Raw genomic sequence first — 20,469 nt, forward strand, 5'->3', positions numbered from 1 at the left:
TTTAATTTTCTAACGATTGGAGAACAAGTATGCCTATCAGCTTGCAAAAAGGCGGTAACGTCAACCTGAGCAAAGAAGCACCTGGCCTGACCAAGATGATCGTCGGCCTCGGCTGGGATACCCGCGCCACCGACGGCAGCGCATTCGACCTCGACGGCGCAGTGTTCCTGCTGAACGCCAGCGGCAAGGTCCGTTCCGACGCCGACTTCATTTTCTACAACAACCTGAAATCGGCCGACGGCTCGATCGTCCACTCGGGCGACAACACCACCGGCGCCGGCGATGGCGACGATGAAAACGTGACCATCGACCTGGCCAACGTGCCGGCCGATATCGACAAGATCGTGCTGGCCGTGACGATTCACGATGCCGAGACACGCCGCCAGAACTTCGGTATGGTATCGAAAGCCTTCGTCCGCTGCGTGAATGCCGCCGGCAACGCCGAAATCGCCCGCTACGACCTGTCGGAAGACGGCTCGACGGAAGCGGCCATGATCTTCGGCGAAGTCTACCGCGCCGGCAGCGACTGGAAATTCCGCGCCATCGGCCAGGGTTTCAAGGGCGGCCTGGGCCCCCTGGCAACGAGCTACGGCGTCAACGTTTAAACGGGTTTGCGACCCGCGCTGGCAGGCCGGCGCGGGTCGCCGATAAGGAGCAAGCATGACAGTGTTTACCGTCACAGGCGATATCGATCCCTTCCTGCACGTGTCCATGACGCGCGGCGACACGATTTACTGCGAGTCGGGTGCGATGGTCATGATGGAGGCCGCGCTCGACCTCAAGGGCAAGATGCAGGGCGGCATCGGCAGCGCGCTGATGCGGCGTTTCGCCAACGGCGAATCGTTCTTCCAGCAGCACATCGAAGCGGTGCGCGGCGATGGCGATTGCCTGCTCTCGCCGACCCTGCCGGGCGCGATGCAGATCATCGACGTCGGCCAGAACCAGTACCTGCTCAGCGACGGCGCCTTCGTCGCCGCCAGCGCCAGGGTCGAACTCAAGGCGCGCACGCAAAGCCTCGGCAATGCCCTGTTCGCCGACAGCGGCGGCTTTTTCGTTACCGAAACCAGCGGCAACGGCCAGGTGGTCGTGTCCGGCTTCGGCTCGATGCACGAACTGATGGTCGAGAAGGGCAAGGACATCACCATCGACAATTCGCACGTGGTCGCCTGGGACAGCAGCCTGCGCTACGAGCCGAGCATCACGACCGGCAACAGCGCCGGCTTTTTCGGCAACCTGATCAACAGCCAGACCAGCGGGGAGGGCATCGTGTTACGCTTCTCCGGCAATGGCAAAGTCTATATTTGTTCGCGCAACCGAGCCTCGTTCCAAGCCTGGGCGGCCGGCGGCGCGCGTTAAACCAAAGGAGTCATACCATGTCAGTCAATCTGCAAAAAGGCCAGAAAATTTCTCTGGATAAAGAAGCCGGCAGCACCCTGACCCGCATCACCATGGGGCTGGGATGGGACGCCATCAAGACCAAGGGACTGTTCGGCTTCGGCGGCAAGACCCAGTCGGTCGACCTGGACGCCTCGTGCCTGCTGTTCGACGAGAGCGGCCGTCCGGTCGATGTGGTCTGGTTCCGCCAGCTCAAGAGCAAGGATGGCAGCATCGTGCACACGGGCGACAACCGCACCGGCGCGGGCGATGGCGACGACGAGCAGATCGTGGTCGACCTGACCCAGGTTCCGGCCGGCGTCAAGTCGCTGGTGTTTACCGTGAACAGCTTCACGGGCCAGAACTTCGCCCAGGTCGAAAACGCCTACTGCCGCATCATCAACGGTGCCAACCAGCAGGAAGTGGCGCGTTTCAACCTGTCGGTGCAGGGCGAGCACACGGCCCAGATCATGGCCAAGCTGTACCGTCACAACAATGAGTGGAAGATGCACGCGATCGGCGAAAACGGCAGCGGCCGTACCTTCGACGAACTGATGCCGAAGATCACGCCGCACCTGTAAGTCTGCGCGCCGGCCGGGCCTGACCCGGCCAGGCGCCGCGCGCGACCAGCGCCCCGCCCCAATGCCCGTTCGTATGCGACACGGGTGTCTGGCGCGGGGCGTTTCTGTTTCGTGCAAGGATCAAGGCCAGCACAGCTGGAAGCGCCCGGATCGGCCATCGCCCCGCGCTGCCTCCCGAGCGACCTGGAAGGGGAGCAGGCGGCTGCATGCACCAGTTCGCCGCCGTGGCGGCGACAGCGGCGAAGCCTTCCTTGTTATCGGGGGGCGACTGCGGCAAGCGCTGGCCCGGCTCGCTGCGGGCCATGGGAAGTAGTGCTGCCCGAACTGGTGTCCGGCATCTGACGCCAGCCTGACAGCAGCGTCCGTGTCCACTTCGGTGCCAGGTCTGACATTCGTACACGAACTGGACTTAGCAGCACTGGAAGCGGATATCGCAGCAGAGACCGTGTCCATTTGTCAGACCTGACACCGAAGTGGACATGGGAAGTAGTGCTGCCCGAACTGGTGTCCGGCATCTGACGCCACTCTGGCAGCAGCGTCCGTGTCCACTTCGGTGCCAGGTCTGACATTCGTACACGAACTGGACTTAGCAGCACTGGAAGCGGATATCACAGCAGAGACCGTGTCCATTTGTCAGACCTGACACCGAAGTGGACATGGGAAGTAGTGCTGCCCGAACTGGTGTCCGGCATCTGACGCCACTCTGGCAGCAGCGTCCGTGTCCACTTCGGTGCCAGGTCTGACATTCGTACACGAACTGGACTTAGCAGCACTGGAAGCGGATATCACAGCAGAGACCGTGTCCATTTGTCAGACCTGACACCGAAGTGGACATGGGAAGTAGTGCTGCCCGAACTGGTGTCCGGCATCTGACGCCACTCTGGCAGCAGCGTCCGTGTCCACTTCGGTGCCAGGTCTGACATTCGTACACGAACTGGACTTAGCAGCACTGGAAGCGGATATCACAGCAGAGACCGTGTCCGTTTGTCAGACCTGACACCGAAGTGGACATTTGTCAGACCTGACACTGAAGTGGACATGACAGCAGCGTTCGTGTCCACTTCGGTGCCAGGTCTGACATTCGTACACGAACTGGACCTAGCAGCACTGGAACCGGATACCACAGCAGAGACCGTGTCCGTTTGTCAGACCTGACACCGAAGTGGACACCGAAGTGGACAACAGCAGAGACCGTGTCCGTTTGTCAGACCTGGCACCGAAGTGGACACGGTCTCTGCTGTGATGGCGCGCTAGTTCGCGCTTTTCTGCACCAGCGCGCTGCCGACGCCGTGGCGCTTGCCTTCGCTTACTGCCGTTACGCTGCCGTCGGCATTGAATACGATGGCGTTGGCCGCGCCGATTTCTTGCGGCTTCGCGGCCCATTTGTAGCCGAGCTTTTCCAGCGCCAGCGCCTGCGCGCTGCCGCCGAAGCCCGGCTCGACGTCGGTCGTCACGTCGTTGCGCTGGCTCAGGCGCGGGGCGTTGATGGCCTTGTCCATCGGCATGCCGAAGTCGACGTGGTTGACGATGGTTTGCAGCACGGTGGTGATGATGGTCGCCCCGCCCGGGCTGCCCACCGTGAAGGCCGGCTTGCCGTTCTTGAGCGCGATGGTCGGCGCCATGCTGCTGCGCGGGCGCTTGCCCGCTTCCGGCACGTTGGGGTGCGGCCCGCTGAAGTCGAAATCGGTCATCTCGTTGTTGAGCAAAAAGCCGTAGCCGGGCACCACGATCCCGCTGCCGCCCCACGATTCGATGGTGAAGGTGTAGGCCACGATATTGCCTTCCTTGTCGGACACGGCAAGGTGGGTGGTGTGGGCATTGTCGGCCATCAGGCGCGCCGCCTGCGGCCGCTGCGGCACGCTGGGGTCGTTCTGGAAGGGATAGGGGTCGCCCGCCAGCGCCTTGGGTCCGGCCCGCTCGGCGTTCATCTGGGCGCGCCGGCGCGCCGCGTATTCCTTGCTGAGCAGGCCCGCCACCGGGGCGTCCACATACTCCGGATCGGCCAGGTAGGCATTGCGGTCGGCAAACGCCAGCCGGCTCGCTTCCATGTAGACGTGTTCGGCGCTGGCGCGCGGCAGCGCCTTGAGGTTGTAGCCTTCGAGCAGGTTGAGCGCTTCGCCGACGGCAATGCCGCCGCTGCTGGGCAAGGGGATGCCGTACACCTCGTAGCCGCGGTAGGTGGTCTTGACCGGCTGGCGGATGCGCGCTTCGTAATTGGCTAGGTCGGCCATGCTCAGCTTTCCGGCGCGCACGCGCACGCCGGCCGCCACAGGCGGCCTGGCCACCGCCTCGACCATGGCGCGCGCCATCGGACCCTGGTAAAAGGCTTTTTGCCCCTGCGCGGCGATCTCGCGGTAGGCCTTGGCCAGGCCGGGGTTTTTCAGGACCGTGCCGAGCGGCAGCGGTTTGCCATCCTTGAAGTACAGGGCGCTGCTGCTGGTAAACAGCTGGAGTTTTTTCTGGTTCTCGGCGCTCATGCGCCTGAAATTTTCGCTTACCGCAAAGCCCTTGCTGGCCACGCCGATGGCGGGCGCCAGCACCTGCTTGAAGGACATGGTGCCGTAGCGGCTCAGCGCTTCATGCCAGCCGCGCACGGTGCCGGGCACGCCGACCGAGGCGCCGCTGGCGAGCGTGGCGTCGAAGTCGCTGTCCTTGCCGTTTTCCTGGAACACGCTGGGCGTGAAGCTGGACGGCGCGGTTTCGCGGTGGTCGACCGTGATCACGCGCTTGTCCCTGGCCAGGTAGATCATCATGAAGCCGCCGCCGCCGATGCCGCAGCTGTAGGGATCGGTAACGCCCAGGGTGGCGGCGGCCGCTACGGCGGCGTCGACCGCATTGCCGCCCTTGTCGAGGATCGCCATCGCCGATTGCGACGCCTGTTCGCTGATGGTGGCGACCGCGCCGCCGGTGCCGCTCGCCACCGGGGTCCCGGCACGGGCAAAGGGAACGATCAGGACGATGGTGCAGGCGAGGGCGAGACGGCGGGCGGCGTGGGTCATGGAAACTTATCGGCTTTCGGTCGGGGCTTGGTTGATGGTCAGGCGGACTGCCGACGGCGGGGCCGGCGGCGCGTTGGTGGGCCGCGGCGGCGGCGGGTCGGTGGCCAGGGTGATGACCAGCTCGGGCCGCTGCACCGAGGTGTAGCTCGGTTCGGCCGGTTCCAGGTCGAACGGTTCTGCGCCAACGGGAAAGATCAGGGTGAAGTGATAGACGATCTTGCCGGCCGTGATGCACACCACGTCGGGCGGGCAGCGGCTGTCGTCGACCTTGTCGAAACGCAGCACTGTATCCGGCGCCAGGGTCGTGCTGGTCTGCGGCAACAAGGCCACGGTGGTGGGGTTCTTGTGATGCATCGGCGGTTCCTTCAGTGGCGCTGCGGTGCACCCGGTAAATACACAGGCGGCGGCGAACGCGAGAATCAGCTGGTTCATGATGGGCTCCTCATTAGTGGGAAAGCCGATCATAGATCATATCAATTTCGCCACTGTGTGGCCGCGCAATTGACGAGCCGGCGCGCAGCGGGACGGCCGCGCGCCGGTATTGCGGTGGGAACATGCGGAGCCGGCCCGGGCTGGCCCATAGGCAATTACGCCTGCGCCGTGCCTTCTTGCAGGCGGCGGGTGCGGCGGGTCAGGCCGATCACGGCCAGGCCGAGCGCCAGCATGGCATAGGTTTCCGGTTCCGGCACGGCGCTGGTGTAGACGGTCAGGGTCGGGTTCAGCAGGGCCAGGCCGGCCCAGGAATCCTGGCTATGGACGACGCCGTCCGGCGTGGTCCAGCTGGCCGGCATGGCGAAGACGGTCATGCTGCCGTTCAGGGACATGCTCATCGACTCCCTGAGCGAGAGGTTGGCGGCGCTGAATACGAAGGCATCGTTCCCGTTGAGCTGGCTGGCCTGGCGGTTGCCGCCGGTGCTCCAGCCGGATGGGGCGCTGGCGAGCAGGCTGACCGAACCGCGGTTGCTGGCCGTGCCGGCCTGGCCGCCCGGCGCCACTGCCGCGTCGAGGGTGCCGGCGAAGGTGGCGGAAAAGGAATAGCCGGTGATGTGGTAGCCCGAGCGCACGGCGAAGTTCAGGTCGCCGCTGTAGGCGTTGCCGTCGGCATCGCTGCTCTTGACGGCCATGCTGCTGGCAAAATCGCTGAAGCGGATCGTGGTCGCGCCATCCGCATCGGACACCAGCACGTCGGCCACCGTCGAATCTGGATTGCTGAAAGTGAAGGCGGTCGCTTCGATGACGGTTGGTGCCGCTGCGGCGCTGGCCGACGCGAACGCCAGCGCGACGGCGCTCATCTGCAATTTAAGCAAGTTCATTGTTCCCATTCCTTTTCATGTCATCAACACATCGATGAACGCCCCATGGCGTTTCCAAGCTGACATCATAATCGACGCTTTGCGCGCCTCAAAGGACAACATTGTAAGAAAGATACTGGGAGCAACATGGGCGCCGGCGCGTGAAGGCGGCGCGACGCGCTAGGCGTCGAGACTGTCCTGCAGGCGCTTGCGGGTGCCGCGCGTGAGCACGATGACGGCCACGCCGACGGCAAGCATGATGTAGGTTTCCGGCTCCGGCACCGACTGCGAGGCCACGCTGGCGCGCGTGCCGGCCGTGCCGTAGGCGCTGCGCTGCTGCTTGTCGAAGCCGGTGCGCGCGTCCGGGTAGGCCTGGCGCATGGTGGGCGTGCTCCAGGAACCGATATTGTTGTTGGCATACAGGCCCAGGGCGCTGACGAGATCGCGTTCGTTCTCGCCGAGTACGTCAGCGGGGCGCAGGTGCATGGCGCGCGTGACGTCGGCCAGGCTGCGGCTGGTGCCGGCGTCGGCCAGCTCGATGCCGGCGTGGCTGGCATAGCGCTTGGTCACATTGTTCAGGGCGGGGGACTCGATCAGGGTCGGAGCGGCGCCGGCCAGGCCGGGCGCCAGCAGCAGGGCGGCCAGATTTCGTGTCCATGTGGAGTATTTCATGTGCAGACTACCTATTCATGTTGAGCTGTGAAAAAGGCTGTGACGGCGCGCAGGGCAGCGCTCGGGGGCCCCATTGTTATTGCCGCGCCCTGACACCGGCACGGTATGCATGATACGTCAAAGTCGAATTATAAATATGTAATCAAGTGTATTGTCTTGTACAAGCTTGATGAAACAGAATCCGAATTGTACCGACAAAAAAAATGCCGCCTAGTCTACACCAGGCGGCATCGGCGCGGGGGCGCCAGGCGTGCGCGGGTCTCAGATAAATGCCGAGAGCGCACCTTTCATCTTTTTCAGCGCGGCGCTTTCGATCTGGCGGATGCGCTCGGCCGAGACGCCGAATTCGTCGGCCAGGGCATGCAAGGTGGCCCCCGAGCCGTCGTCGTTGGCCAGCCAGCGCGCTTCGACGATGCGGCGCGAACGGGCGTCGAGCTTGCCCAGCGCGGTTTCCAGGCCTTCGGACTGCAGGCGCGTGACCTGTTCGGCTTCGAGCACCCTGGTCGGCTCGGACAGGTCCGACGACAGGTAGGCGATCGGCGAGAACTTGTCGTCTTCGTCGTCGGTCGGCGCTTCCAGCGCGATGTCGCGGCCGGACAGGCGCGTTTCCATCTCGATCACTTCTTCGCGCTTGACGTCGAGCAGCTTGGCCAGCGCATCGATCTGGGTCGGGCTCATGGCGTCCAGGCCCTGCTTGTTGCTGCGCAGGTTGAAGAACAGCTTGCGCTGGGCCTTGGTGGTTGCCACCTTGACCAGGCGCCAGTTCTTCAGGATGTATTCATGCATCTCGGCCTTGATCCAGTGCATCGCGTACGACACCAGGCGCACGCCCTGGTCCGGGTCGAAGCGCTTGACCGCCTTCATCAGGCCGATATTGCCTTCCTGGATCAGGTCGGCGTGCGGCAGGCCGTAGCCGAGGTAGCCGCGCGCGATCGACACCACCAGGCGCAGGTGCGACAGCACCAGCTCCTGGGCGGCGCCGAGGTCGTTGTTCTTTTGCAGGCGCTGGGCCAGGGAAATCTCTTCATCGTGGGTCAGCATCGGCAGGCGGTTCACCGCCGAGATATAGGCGTCGATATTGCCCAGGTTGCCGGTGAAACCGAGTCCTAAAGCACGATTGCCGGTCGGAACCAATGCGGATTGTGCGGACAACGTCATCATGTATTTCCTCTTAGAGTCTGTGCTGCATCATCGAATGCCCGGGCCGGATGCCGGTCCGGGGCGACTGTTGCGGTCTGATGCCAGCGGTGGCTTCGGGGATTCCCCGCCATGCAAGACCCTATATTAGCACTCTCTTGTTGGGAGTGCCAATGTGCAGAATGTATGGCAGCGATAGCGAAATGTTATTACTTAGAGGCAACCATAAAATGGCAAGCTTCACTCTAGTGGAGGACTGCATTCACGCCTTGATACGGATCAAATACCCTGCGTGCCGAATCGCCATGCAGTTGCGCCAGCGCTGGTGTCGATGCCAGCCGACAGTGTCGCGCAAGCCGCTGCGGGCTTCTGTACGCTCGCACACGCTGCGCTTGCGTACCGTGCCTGACAGGTGCCTGCGCTCCCGCCGCGCCACCCGGGTTGCATGGCGGCGACGATGCCATCCAAATGTAAGGACATGCGTTGACAATACGCAAAGATTTCCTTAAAACAATGATATTCCAACATTTTTTAAGGACATCATGGATCCCATTCTGATCATCGACGGCGACGACAACAATAATCACCTGAGCGGCGGCGCGGCGCCAGAAGCAATGAATGGCAAGGGCGGCGACGACTTCCTGTTCGGCAGCGACGGCAACGACACCCTGGACGGCGGCGCCGGCAAGGATATCCTCGACGGCGCGCGCGGCGACGATACCTATCTGTGGGGGCGCGGCGCCGGGCAGGACATCATCGTCTACGGCGGGCCGGCGGGTGCGGGAATGAACGTGCTGCAATTGACCGAGGGCGTGGCCCCGTCCGACCTGCGCCTGGTGCGGCAAAACGATCACCTGGTGTTCGGCATCGCCGGCACCGAGGACACGCTGACCGTGCATGGCTTCTTCATGCAGGACCTCTCGTATACAGGCGGCATGGCGTGGGGCTACCCGATCAGCGACATCCGCTTCGCCGACGGCACGCGCTGGGACATGCTGGCCATCCAGACCCAGGTCAGGCTGGCCAGCTCGCCGCTGCTGGTGCTCGGCGAGCAGGACGACCAGATGGGCGGACCGGCGCTGGACGGCGCCGGTGGCAACGACGATCTCTTCACCGGCGGGGCCGGGGTGCTGTTCGGCGGCAGCGGCAACGATACCCTGCATGGCGGCTGGCAGGCCGATGTCCTGCAAGGCGGCAGCGGCGACGATCTGTTGCTCGGCGGCGAAGGCAACGACTTCCTCGACGGCGGCGCCGGCAACGATGTGCTGGACGGCCAGGGCGGCTTCGATACCTACCGCTTCGGCTACGGCAGCGGCCAGGACCTCATCGCCCCGTCCCGGTTCGGCCAGGGCGACGTGCTGACCATCGTCATGGGGCCCGCCGTGCAGGCCGGCACGCTGACGGTCTTGCGCACCAGCCCGGACAGCCCGGACCTGGTGCTGGAACTGCCGCTGAGCGGAGAGCGCCTGACGCTCAAGGAGTATTTCAGCAGTCCGCGCCAGGTCGCGATCCAGTTCGCCGACGGCAGCAGCATGGATAGATCGCTGATCGACATGAAAGCCAGCGGCGCCATGCCTGTCAACAACGTGACCGGCACCGAGGGCGGCGACTATCTGTACGGCACCTACATGAGCGACATCCTGCGCGGCGGCGGCGGCGACGACAACCTGGTCGGCGGCGGCGGCGACGACCTGCTGATCGGCGGCCAAGGCAACGACATGCTCGACGCCTTCCAGGGCAACGATGTCGTCGATGGCGGCGCCGGCGACGACCGCGTCATGAGCGGCGAGGGCCATGCCGTCTTGCTGTTCGGGCGCGCTTCCGGCCACGACGATGTCTTCGTGCCGCGCGCCGGCGGTTCCATGACGGTCTTGCTGGAAGCGGGGATCGGCGCCGCCGATATTGCGCTCAGCCGCAGCAACGGCGGCCAGGGGGCAGACCTGCTGGTCGAGGTCGGCGGCCAGCAGGCGGGCATCCGCCTTCCCGGCTACTTCATGCCGGCGCCGGACGGGGCGGTGCCGGCCTTCGCGCTGCAGTTTGCCGATGGCGCGCTGTGGAATAGCGCCCTCATCAACAATCTCCTCCTCACCGGAAACGACGACAACAATACCCTCGACGGCACGGTCGGCAACGACCGCCTCGACGGCCGTGGCGGCAACGACATGCTGCATGGCCTGCAGGGCAATGACCTGCTGCTGGGCGGCCAAGGCAGCGACGTGCTGATCGGCGGGGAAGGCGACGACACCCTCTACGGCGGCCAGGGCAACGATTTCCTCGACGACAGTGTCGGCAACAATACCTATGTGTTCGCGCGCGGCGACGGGCGCGACATGATCTTCAACAACCAGAAGCTGCAAGAAGCGCGCTACCAGAGCATCGCGTTTGCCGACGGCATCAGCCCCGAGCAGGTGCACCTGCAGCGCGTTCCACGCGGCACCTGGGACGACCTGGTGCTGACGCTCGACGGCGCGCCGGACCAGGAAATCACGGTGCAGGGCTACGTCTACAACGACCCGATGTACGCCACCAATATGTCCCTGAAAGAGATCCGCTTCGCCGACGGCAGCGCATGGGACGCGGCGGCCATCGCCCGGCGCCTCACCACCGGCACCGAGATCGGCGAAACCATCCCCGGCACCGAGGGCAACGACCTCATCGACGGCAAGGGCGGCGACGACATCCTGGCCGGGCAGGGCGGCAACGACACCCTGATCGGCGGGCGCGGCCACGACCGGATCGACGGCGGCGCCGGCGCCGACACCTATGTATTCAACCTGGGCGACGGGCCCGACACGCTGGCCGACACCTACGCCGGCAGCGGCGCGGCGGGCAATATCATCCGTTTCGGGGCCGGCATCGTGGGCAAGGATGTGCGCTTGACCGAGCGCGGCAGCGATGTGGAGATCGTCTACGGCAGCGGCGCCGACCGCATCGTGCTGCTCAACAACCGCGCCGACCTGCCCGCCTTCGACCGCATCGAGTTTGCCGACGGCAGCCTGGCCAGCGTCGCCAGCTACCTCAACCATGCGCCGGTGCTGGCCAAGCCGCTGCCGGACATGGCGGCGGCGCGCGGCCAGCTGTTCAAGCAGAGCCTGTGGGGTACCTTCTCCGACCCGGACGCGGGCGACACGCTCAGCCTGACGGTGAGCCAGGCCAACGGCCAGGCGCTGCCCGCGTGGCTGGTCTACGACGCGCGCGAAACCACCCTAGCGGGCTACGCGCCGCTCAGCCCATCGGCCGTATACCAGCTGCGCGTGACCGCCACCGACCGCGGCGGACTGCAGGTGTCGGATGAATTCACCCTGACCCTGGACGCCCCCAACATGGCGCCGTACGTCAAGTTGTCGAGCGGCGGGGCGCGCGTGAACGAAAACACCTCCTTCGGCTTGCGCACGCCCACCTTCGCCGACGCCGATGCCGGCGACGCGCTCACCATCAAGGTCGGCATGGCCGACGGCAGCGCGCTGCCCGGCTGGATGTCGTTCAACGGCAGCGATTACCTGCGCGGCATGCCCGGCTACGCCAACGCCGGCACCTACCAGCTCAGTGCGACGGCCACCGACAAGGGCGGCCTGTCGGTGTCGAGCACTTTCCAGGTGGTGGTCGACAACGTCAACCGCGCGCCGCTGCCGGCCCAGGCGGTCGGCACCCTGAACGCGGCCCAGGGGACGCCGTTTGCCGGGGTGCTGCCGGCCAGGACCCTGGTCGACCCGGATGGCGACGCCATCGCCTACCAGCTGGTCCAGGCCGATGGCAGCCCCCTGCCGGCCTGGCTGGCGTTCGACGCGGCCACCCGCACCCTGTCCGGCACGCCGCCGGCGGGCGCGGCGCCGCTCCTGTCGCTGCTGCTCACGGGCACCGACAGCGCCGGCCTGGCCGGCAGCGCCAGCTTCAAGCTGGCGGTGGCGGCCGATGCGGTCCGGATCCTCAACGGCACGGCCGACGGCGATGTGCTGAACGGCCTGGCGGCCGGCGACACCCTGCTCGGCCTGGCCGGGAACGACCAGTTGAACGGATTTGCCGGCAACGACCTGCTCGACGGCGGCCTGGGCGCCGACCGCATGGCCGGCGGCGCGGGGGACGACCGCTACCTGGTCGATGTCGCCGGCGACGTGGCGCTGGAACTGGCCAATGACGGGCGCGACACCATCGTCGCCACGGTCGGGTATACCTTGCCGGCCAATACGGAGGTGCTGGTGCTGGGCGGCACAGGCGCGCTGTCCGGCTACGGCAACGGCGCCGACAACATCTTGTCCGGCAACAGCGCGAATAATTTCCTGAGCGGCAATGGCGGCAACGATGTGCTGCAGGGCGGCGCCGGCAACGACAGCCTGGTCGACAGCCTGGGCAAGAACCTGTTCGACGGCGGCAGCGGCGTCGACACCCTGTCCGGTGGCAGCGGCAACGAACTGTTCATCGGCGGCGGCGGGAACGACGTCATCAACCCGGGCAGCGGGATCGACATCATCGCCTTCAATCGCGGCGACGGCAGCGACGCGCTCAACCCGAGCACGGGACTGGACAATGTGATTTCGCTGGGACGCGGCATCGCCTACGCCGACCTGACGTTCAGGAAGGTGGGCACGGACCTGGTTCTCGGCACCGGCGCCGGCGAGCAGATCAGCCTGAAGAGCTGGTACGCGTCGGCCTCCAGCCATAGCGTGGCCAGGCTGCAGATGTTCATCGAGGGCGGCAGCGATTACCAGACCGGCTCGACTCTGCCGATGAAGAACGAGAAGATCCAGCTGTTCAACTTCGATGCGCTGGCCACCAGGTTCGACCAGGCCTTGCTGGCCGATCCCGCGCTGTCCAGCTGGGCCCTGGCGCCGGAACTGGCCGCCGTCTGGATCAAGGCCGGCGCCAGCACGGCGCTTGGCGGCGACCTGGCGCAGCAGTATGCGAGCACAGGCGCCCTGGCCAACGTGGCCCAGGTGCCGGCGCTGGCGATCATCGGCAGCCCCGCCTTCGGCGACGCCGGCCAGGCGCTCGGTTCGGCGCTCGGCCTGGCCGACGGCTCGGCCTTCCTGATGTAAGCGCACGGAAAAAGGGGCCGCCAATGCGGCTCCAGCGCTGTAAAAATGGCGACGCGAGCGGCCATTCGCGTCTGCGCCAGGCGCTTGTCGCGCCGGTTGACAAAACCGGTGTTGACGATAAGTAAGCATTTCTTTAAAACGTACTCCTCAACAACTTTTTCTGGATATCCCATGACACCCATCCTCATCGACGGCGACGACACCAACAATTCCCTGTACGGCACGGCGGCGCCGGAAGCGATCAACGGAAGGGGCGGGGACGACTTCCTGTATGGCGGCGAGGGCAACGACACGCTCGACGGCGGGACCGGCAAGGACGTGCTGGACGGCGGCGCCGGCAACAATACCTACCGCTGGGGCATCGGCTCCGGCCAGGACAGCATCCAGCGCGGCGTCCAGGTGGCCGCCGGCCATAGCGTGCTGGAACTGGGCGAGGGCGTGTTCCCGTCCACGCTGAACCTGCTGCGCATGGGGCAGGACCTGGTGCTGAGCATCGCCGGCAGCGGCGATACGCTGAGGCTGCCGATGTTTTTCATGCAGGGCGGCGGCAGCGACGGCCTGGTGTGGAACTACCCGGTCAGCCTGATCCGCTTTGCCGACGGCAGCGCCTGGGATGTCGACGCGATCCACACCCGGGCCGCGCTGGGCACGCCGGCCCTGCTGCTCGGCGGCAGCGGCAACGATACCCTGCAAGGTTCGCCGGAACACGATGTGTTGCGCGGCGGCGCAGGCGACGATGTGCTGCGCGGCGGCGGCGGCGACGACTGGTTCGATGGCGGCGCCGGCAACGACCTGCTCGACGGCGGCAGCGGCGGCGGCTACGACACCGTGCGTTTCGGCTACGGCAGCGGGCAGGACACCGTGGCCGCGCCGGCCGGCGGCCTGGGCGACGTGCTGACGGTCGACCTGGGCGCCGGCGTGCAGGCCGCCACCCTGGTCTTCCTGCGCGCCGGCGCGGCCAGCGCCGACCTGGTCATCGAACTGCCGCTGAGCGGGGAGCGCCTGACCGTCAAGGACTACTTCAGCGCCCAGCGCCACGTCACGCTGCACTTCGCCGACGGCGGCGCCATGTCCAAGGCGACCATCGACCAGCGCGCCGGCGATGCGCTGGCGCCGCGCCAGTCGAACGGCACGGCCCTCGCCGACACCCTGTACGGCGGCTCGAACAGCGACATCCTGCGCGGCGGGGCCGGCGACGATGTGCTGCTCGGCTACTTCGGCGACGACCTGCTGGTCGGCGGCGAGGGCAACGACCTGCTCGATGCCAGCGAGGGCAACGACTATGTCGACGGCGGCGCCGGCGACGACCGCATCCAGACCGGCAGCGGCGCCACCGTGGTGCTGTTCGGGCGCGCCTCCGGCCATGACGAAGTGGCCGTGGCGCCGGCCGGCGGCCCCCTCACGGTCCTGCTGGAGGCGGGCATCGGCCTGGCCGACATCACGCTCGCGCGCAGCGAGAACGGGCACGACCTGCTGGTGGGCGTCGGCGGCCAGCAGGCCGGGCTGCGCGTTGCCTTCTATTTCGCCGAGCTGCCGGGCAATCCGGTGGCGCCGTTTTCCCTGCAGTTCGCCGATGGCGTGGTGTGGGACGGCGCCCTGATCGAACGCGTCCTGGCGGGCGGCGACGGCGGCGACAATCTGCTCGATGGCACGGCCGGCAACGACCGTCTCGACGGCGGCGCCGGCAACGACCAGTTGCGCGGCTTGCAGGGCAACGATGCCTTGCTGGGCGGCGCCGGCAACGACCTGCTGCTCGGCGGCGAAGGGGACGACACCCTCGACGGCGGCCAGGGCGACGATTTCCTGGACGATGGCTTCGGCAACAATACCTATGTGTTCGCGCGCGGCGACGGCCGCGACACGATCCTCAACAACACCCCATTGCCGCAGATGCGCTACCAGAGCATCGCCTTCAGCGACGGCATCCGTCCGGAGCAGGTCCATCTGCAGCGCGTCGGCTACGGCACCTGGGACGACCTGGTGATCACCATCGACGGCCAGCCCGAGCAGGTGATCGAGGTGCGCGGCTTCATCTATAACGATCCGCTGTACGCAACGAACCAGCACCTCAACGAGATCCGCTTCGCCGACGGCAGCAAGTGGGACAGCGCCGCCATCTTCGCGCGCCTGAACCTCGGCACGGAAGCGGGCGAGAGCATCGGCGGCAGCGCGCTGGCCGACCGCATCGAAGCGAAGGGCGGCAACGATACCCTGACCGGCGGACGCGGCGACGACCTGCTGGACGGCGGCGCCGGCGCCGACACCTATGTGTTCAAGCTGGGCGACGGGCGCGACACCCTGGTCGACACGCGCGAAGCGGGCGGCCCTGGCAACACGGTACGCTTCGGGGCAGGGATTACGCAGCAGGACGTGCGCGTCGAGCAGGCCGGCGCCGGTCTGCAGATCGCCTACGGCACGGGCGGCGACCTGATCGTGCTGGCCAACAGCGGCGCCGGCCAGCAGCCGGTCGAACGCCTCCAGTTCGCCGACGGCAGCACGCGCCTCCTCGGCGACTACAGCAATCACGCGCCGCAGCTCAAGCTGGCGCTGCCGGACCAGCACATCGCGCCGGGCCAGGCATTCAAGCTGACCCTGCCGGCCGGCATGTTTGTCGATCCGGATGCGGGCGACCTGCTGCGCCTGTCGGTGTCGCAGAGCGCCGAGGCGCTGCCCTCCTGGCTCAGTTTCGATGCCGCCAGCAACACCCTGCAAGGCACCGCCCCGCCCGGCCTGCAGACCAGCTACCAGCTGCGCGTGATGGCGAAAGACCTGGCCGGCCTCACGGCCACCGACGACTTCACCCTGACCGTGGGCGGCAGCAACAGCACGCCGTACGTGAAGGCGCCGATCGGTCCCATCGCCGTGAACGAAAACGGCCGCTTCGGCGTGCGCACGCCGACCTTCGGCGACGCCGACGCCGGCGACACCCTGAGCGTGAAAGTGACCCTGGCCGGCGGCGCCGCGCTGCCGTCCTGGCTGTCGTTCGACGGCAAGGAGCTGCTCGCCGGCGCGCCCGGCTTCGAGCATGCCGGCAGCTACAAGCTGAGCGCCACCGCCACCGACCAGGGCGGGCTGTCGGTCTCGAGCAACTTCGACCTGGTGGTCAAGAATGTCAACCGCGCACCGCAGCCGACCCAGGCGCTGGCACCGCTGGAAGCGGCGCAGGGCACGCCGTTTTCCGGCGTGCTGCCGGCCAGGCTGCTGGCCGATCCGGACGGCGACGCCGTGAGCTACAAGCTGGCGCTGGCGGGCGGCGCGCCGCTGCCGGCCTGGCTGGCCTTCGATCCGGCCACCCGCACCCTGTCCGGCACGCCGTCGGGCGCCGACGCGCCGGCGCTCTCGCTGCTGCTCACCGGCACCGACAGCGCCGGCCTGTCCGGTTCCAGCAGCTTCAAGCTGAACGTGGCGGCGGACGCCGTGCAGGCCTTGAACGGCACGGCCGGCGCCGACGCGCTGAACGGCCTGTCGGCGGGCGACACCCTGCTCGGCCTGGCAGGCAACGACCAGCTCTACGGCTTTGCCGGCAACGACCTGCTCGACGGCGGCCTGGGCGCCGACCGCATGACTGGCGGCACGGGCAACGACCGCTATATCGTCGATGCCTCGGGCGACGTGGTGGTCGAACTGGCCAATGAAGGGCGCGACACGGTGGTCGCCACGGTCGTCACCAACCTGGCGGCGAATGCCGAAGTGCTGGTGCTGGGCGGCAGCGCCGCGCTGGCCGGTTACGGCAATGCCGGCGACAACATCCTGAACGGCAATAGCGCCAGCAATATGCTGAACGGCAATGGCGGTAACGATATCCTGCAGGGCGGGGCCGGCAACGACACCCTCACCGATACCCTGGGCAAGAACGTCTTCGACGGCGGCCTGGGCGCCGATATCATGAACGGCGGCAGCGGCGCCGAGCTGTTCATCGGCGGCGCCGGCAACGATACCATCACGCCCGGCAGCGGCATCGACATCATCGCCTTCAACCGCGGCGACGGGCTCGATGCGGTCAACCAGAACAGCGGCCTGGACAACGTGATTTCGCTGGGCGGCGGGATCGGTTTCGGCGACCTGACGTTCAAGCGCACGGGCAGCGACCTGGTGCTGGGCACCGGCGCCGGCGAGCAGATCACCCTGCGCGCCTGGTACACCTCGAACGTGCACACGGTGGCCAGGCTGCAGATGTTCATCGAAGGGACCAGCGACTACCAGAGCGCCGCGCCGCTGTCGCTCAACAGCCAGAAGATCCAGCTGTTCAACTTCGACGCGCTGGCCGCCAAGTTCGACCAGGCGCTGGCCGCCAATCCGGACCTGGGCAGCTGGAGCCTGGCGCCCGAGCTCGCTGGCGCCCTGATCCGCTCGAGCGGGAATACCGCGATCGGCGGCGACCTGGCGCAGCAGTACGCGAGCACCGGCACGCTCGGTAATGTGGCGCAGGTGCCGGCGCTGGCCATCATCGGCAGCGCCAGCTTCGGCGACGCCAATCAATCTCTGGCGGGCTCGCCGCTCGGACTGGCCGACGGTTCGGCCTTCCTGATGTAAATGAACAAGGGCCGCGTCAGCGGCCCTTTTTTTGCTTTCAGCGCAGGCGCGCCAGATGGCGGCGCACCGACAGCACCGCCCCGGCCAGTCCCAGCGCCGTGCTGACCGCCAGCAGCAATCCCATGAACAGCGGATTGAGCGGCGCCAGCTGGAACGAGGAGCCGTACAGGCGCGCGAATTCGCCGATGGCGGTATTGAGCGGCTGCAGCGACAGGGTCACCGCAGCCAGCGCCACGCCGCCGGCGCACAAGCCCAGCAAGCCGCCCGTGTAATAGAAGGGGCGGTGGATGAAGCCGTCGGTCGCGCCGATCAGCTTGCTGACGGCGATTTCGTCGCGCTGGGTCAGCACCTGCAGGCGGATGGTATTGAACACCACCGCGATGACCACCATGCCGAGCGTGGCGGCCAGCAGCAGCAGGATCAGGCGCAGCACGCGCAGCAGGGCGGCCAGGCGCTTGACCCAGGCCGAATCGACCTGCACCGCGTCCACTCCCGGCAAGGCGCGCAGGCGCTCGGCGATGGCGTCGACGCTGCCGGCCTCGTTGACGCTGCGGAAACTGTCGAGTTTCAGCACATAGCCGTCCGGCAGGGGATTCTCGCCCAGGGTGGCCAGCACGTCGGTCAGCCCGGTCTTGCTGTTCAGGCTTTCCAGCGCCTGTTCGCGCGGCACGAACACGATGCGCGCCCTGGGATCGGCCAGGATGGCGCGGATGGCCGGCTCCATCGCCAGCGCCTGTTCGCGCGTGGTCGCGGCCTTGGCGAACACGCTGATTTCGGGCTCGACCGAGAGCTGTTCGGACATCGGACGCACATTGTCGAGCAGGGTCAGGCCGGCGAACGGCAAGGTCAGCGCAATCGCGACGACGACCACATTGAACAGGAAACTGAGCGGCGACTTGCCCAGGGTGCCGAGGGCCGAGCCGATGGCGAAACCGTGTTGGCGGAACCAGCGCTTCATGCGGCGTCTCCCACCACGCTGCCATGGTCGAGGCGGATCACGCGCGCCTTGCCCTGGCGCGCGGCGTCGTACAGCACCAGTTCGTCATGGGTGGCGATCAGGCAGGTCACGCCCACCGCATGAAAGGCGCGCAGGGCGTCGAGCACCTTGTCGGCGCTGGCGCGGTCCAGGTTGGCGGTCGGTTCGTCGGCCAGGATGATCTGGGGCCGGTTGACGATGGCGCGCGCGATCGCCACGCGCTGCTGCTCGCCGCCCGACAGTTCGAGCGGCTTGGCCAGCGCGCGTCCCTCCAGCCCGACCTTGTCGAGCGCGGCGCGGGCGCGCAGTTCGGCCTCGGCCTTCGAGGCGCCGGTGACCAGCAGCGGCAGCATGGTGTTGGCCAGGATCGAACGGTCGGTCAGCAGGCGCTGCTGCTGGAAAATCAGGCCCAGGTTGCGCCGCAGGAAGGGCAGGCCGGCGTTTTTCATGCGCCCGATATCCTGCTCGTTGACCAGCACGCTGCCCGAGGTGGGGCGTTCCATGGCGGCGATCATCTTCAGCAGGGTCGACTTGCCGGCGCCGGACGGGCCGGCCAGGTAGACCAGCTCGCCGCGCGCGATGTTCAGGGTCACTTCACGCAGGGCGGTGGCGTCGCCCGGATAGGTTTTGGAGACACACCGGAATTCGATCATGGACGCTTATCCCAGCAAGGCCTCGACGAATTCGTCGGCGCTGAACGGTTGCAGGTCTTCGATCTTTTCGCCGACGCCGATGAAGTACACGGGAATCGGACGGGTGCGGGCGATCGCGGCCAGCACGCCGCCCTTGGCGGTGCCGTCCAGCTTGGTGATGACCAGGCCGGTCAGCTGCAAGGCGTCGTCGAAGGCCTTGACCTGGGCCAGGGCGTTCTGGCCGGTGTTGCCGTCGATCACCAGCAGCACTTCGTGCGGGGCGCCATCCATGCCCTTGCCGATGACGCGCTTGATCTTCTTGAGTTCTTCCATCAGGTGCAGCTGCGTCGGCAGGCGGCCGGCGGTGTCGACCATGACCACGTCCATCTTGCGCGCCTTGCCCGACTGCACGGCGTCGAAGGCGACGGCGGCCGGGTCGCCCGACTCCTGGGCGATCACGGTGACGTTGTTGCGCTGGCCCCAGACCATCAATTGCTCGCGCGCGGCGGCGCGGAAGGTGTCGCCGGCGGCCAGCAGCACCGATTGCTCGTACTTCTGCATGTGCTTGGCGAGTTTGCCGATGGTGGTGGTCTTGCCGGCGCCGTTGACGCCCGCGATCATCATCACCAGCGGTTCGTGGCGGCCCAGTTCGAGCGGCTTGACCAGCGGGCGCAGCATGTCGGTCATGAGCACCTTGAGCGCGGCCTTGACGGCGGCGGCGTCGAGCAGCTTGTCTTCCTTGACCTTGCGCCGCAGTTCGGTGAGCAGGTAGTCGGTGGCGTCCATGCCGGCGTCGGACATGAGCAGGGCCGCTTCGAGTTCCTCGTACAGGTCTTCGTCGATGCGCGCGCCCACGAACAGCAGGCTCAGGTTACTGGAGGTTTTCGACAGGCCGGCTTTCAGGCGCGCCATCCAGGAACTCTTGCTGTCGGCCTCGTTGCCGAGGCGTTCGGCGGTTTCGGGAATCAGCCCGGTGCCGAAGGCCGGGACGGCCGGGGCGACGAAGGTCGAGGTGCTGCCGTAGCGGCGCGATGGCGCGGCGGGGGTGGCTGGCGCGGCGTCGGCCAGCGGCGCCGGCGGCACTGGTGACACTGGTGGCACTGGTGATACAACGGGCGCGGGCGGAGCGGAAGCGGGCGGCGTTGGCGGCGGAAGATCGGGTGTTGGCGGTTTTTTCTTAAAAAAACTAAACATGGGAATGTGGTGGAGGGCGCAGCATGCTGATGCCCGGCGGCGCCGG

General features: G+C 66.7%; 13 protein-coding genes. 5 read left to right on the forward strand and 8 right to left on the reverse strand.

Annotated features, from left to right (window positions below; genetic code table 11):
• The first annotated feature begins 29 nt into the window (after window positions 1-29).
• From EJB06_RS13160 to EJB06_RS13170, 3 genes are read left to right on the forward strand one after another with little or no spacing between them, the layout of a single operon-like run.
• Window positions 30-605, forward strand: a complete 576-nt coding sequence (locus EJB06_RS13160; protein WP_126074478.1) for a TerD family protein — start codon at window positions 30-32, stop codon at window positions 603-605.
• A 55-nt stretch (window positions 606-660) separates the two neighbouring features.
• Window positions 661-1,356: a TIGR00266 family protein gene (locus EJB06_RS13165; RefSeq protein ID WP_126074479.1), complete on the forward strand. Its 696-nt coding sequence runs from the start codon at window positions 661-663 to the stop codon at window positions 1,354-1,356.
• A gap of 17 nt (window positions 1,357-1,373) precedes the next feature.
• The gene (locus tag EJB06_RS13170) at window positions 1,374-1,955 is read left to right on the forward strand and encodes a TerD family protein (protein WP_126074480.1); all 582 of its coding nucleotides are present in this window, start codon (window positions 1,374-1,376) and stop codon (window positions 1,953-1,955) included.
• Between the two features lie 1,250 nt (window positions 1,956-3,205).
• Here EJB06_RS13170 and ggt read toward each other — a convergent pair.
• The 5 genes from ggt to rpoH all read right to left on the reverse strand — a co-directional run bounded on the left by ggt (window position 3,206) and on the right by rpoH (window position 8,079).
• A complete protein-coding gene (ggt, locus tag EJB06_RS13175) occupies window positions 3,206-4,954 on the reverse strand; it encodes a gamma-glutamyltransferase (protein ID WP_126074481.1) in 1,749 nt (582 codons plus the stop codon).
• 6 nt (window positions 4,955-4,960) lie between these two features.
• Window positions 4,961-5,386 (reverse strand): hypothetical protein, encoded by a 426-nt coding sequence (locus EJB06_RS13180; RefSeq protein ID WP_126074482.1) that lies wholly within the window; start codon window positions 5,384-5,386, stop codon window positions 4,961-4,963.
• Window positions 5,387-5,541: 155 nt separating this feature from the next.
• Window positions 5,542-6,267 carry a PEP-CTERM sorting domain-containing protein gene (locus EJB06_RS13185; protein WP_126074483.1) on the reverse strand — a complete coding sequence of 242 codons (726 nt, stop codon included), beginning with the start codon at window positions 6,265-6,267 and terminating at the stop codon, window positions 5,542-5,544.
• A gap of 159 nt (window positions 6,268-6,426) precedes the next feature.
• Window positions 6,427-6,918 (reverse strand): PEP-CTERM sorting domain-containing protein, encoded by a 492-nt coding sequence (locus tag EJB06_RS13190; protein WP_126074484.1) that lies wholly within the window; start codon window positions 6,916-6,918, stop codon window positions 6,427-6,429.
• A 261-nt stretch (window positions 6,919-7,179) separates the two neighbouring features.
• The gene (gene rpoH / locus EJB06_RS13195; RefSeq protein ID WP_126074485.1) at window positions 7,180-8,079 is read right to left on the reverse strand and encodes an RNA polymerase sigma factor RpoH; all 900 of its coding nucleotides are present in this window, start codon (window positions 8,077-8,079) and stop codon (window positions 7,180-7,182) included.
• Window positions 8,080-8,597: 518 nt separating this feature from the next.
• Between rpoH and EJB06_RS13200 the strand changes: the two genes are divergently transcribed.
• Both EJB06_RS13200 and EJB06_RS13205 read left to right on the forward strand, forming a co-directional pair.
• Window positions 8,598-13,088 carry a putative Ig domain-containing protein gene (locus EJB06_RS13200; RefSeq protein WP_126074486.1) on the forward strand — a complete coding sequence of 1,497 codons (4,491 nt, stop codon included), beginning with the start codon at window positions 8,598-8,600 and terminating at the stop codon, window positions 13,086-13,088.
• A gap of 171 nt (window positions 13,089-13,259) precedes the next feature.
• Window positions 13,260-17,621, forward strand: a complete 4,362-nt coding sequence (locus EJB06_RS13205) for a putative Ig domain-containing protein (RefSeq protein WP_164557906.1) — start codon at window positions 13,260-13,262, stop codon at window positions 17,619-17,621.
• Window positions 17,622-17,658: 37 nt separating this feature from the next.
• On the opposite strand, the gene ftsX is transcribed toward EJB06_RS13205, so the two are convergent.
• Genes ftsX through ftsY form a run of 3 tightly spaced genes read right to left on the reverse strand, consistent with a single transcriptional unit; the run spans window position 17,659 to window position 20,423 of the window.
• Window positions 17,659-18,579, reverse strand: a complete 921-nt coding sequence (gene ftsX / locus EJB06_RS13210) for a permease-like cell division protein FtsX (protein WP_126074488.1) — start codon at window positions 18,577-18,579, stop codon at window positions 17,659-17,661.
• A complete protein-coding gene (locus tag EJB06_RS13215; protein ID WP_126074489.1) occupies window positions 18,576-19,250 on the reverse strand; it encodes a cell division ATP-binding protein FtsE in 675 nt (224 codons plus the stop codon). Before EJB06_RS13215 ends, ftsX begins: the two co-directional genes overlap by 4 nt.
• A gap of 6 nt (window positions 19,251-19,256) precedes the next feature.
• The gene (gene ftsY / locus EJB06_RS13220) at window positions 19,257-20,423 is read right to left on the reverse strand and encodes a signal recognition particle-docking protein FtsY (protein WP_126074490.1); all 1,167 of its coding nucleotides are present in this window, start codon (window positions 20,421-20,423) and stop codon (window positions 19,257-19,259) included.
• Window positions 20,424-20,469 lie beyond the last annotated feature (46 nt).

Source organism: Massilia atriviolacea (assembly GCF_003953935.1).
In the GTDB taxonomy this organism is placed as follows: domain Bacteria; phylum Pseudomonadota; class Gammaproteobacteria; order Burkholderiales; family Burkholderiaceae_D; genus Telluria_A; species Telluria_A atriviolacea.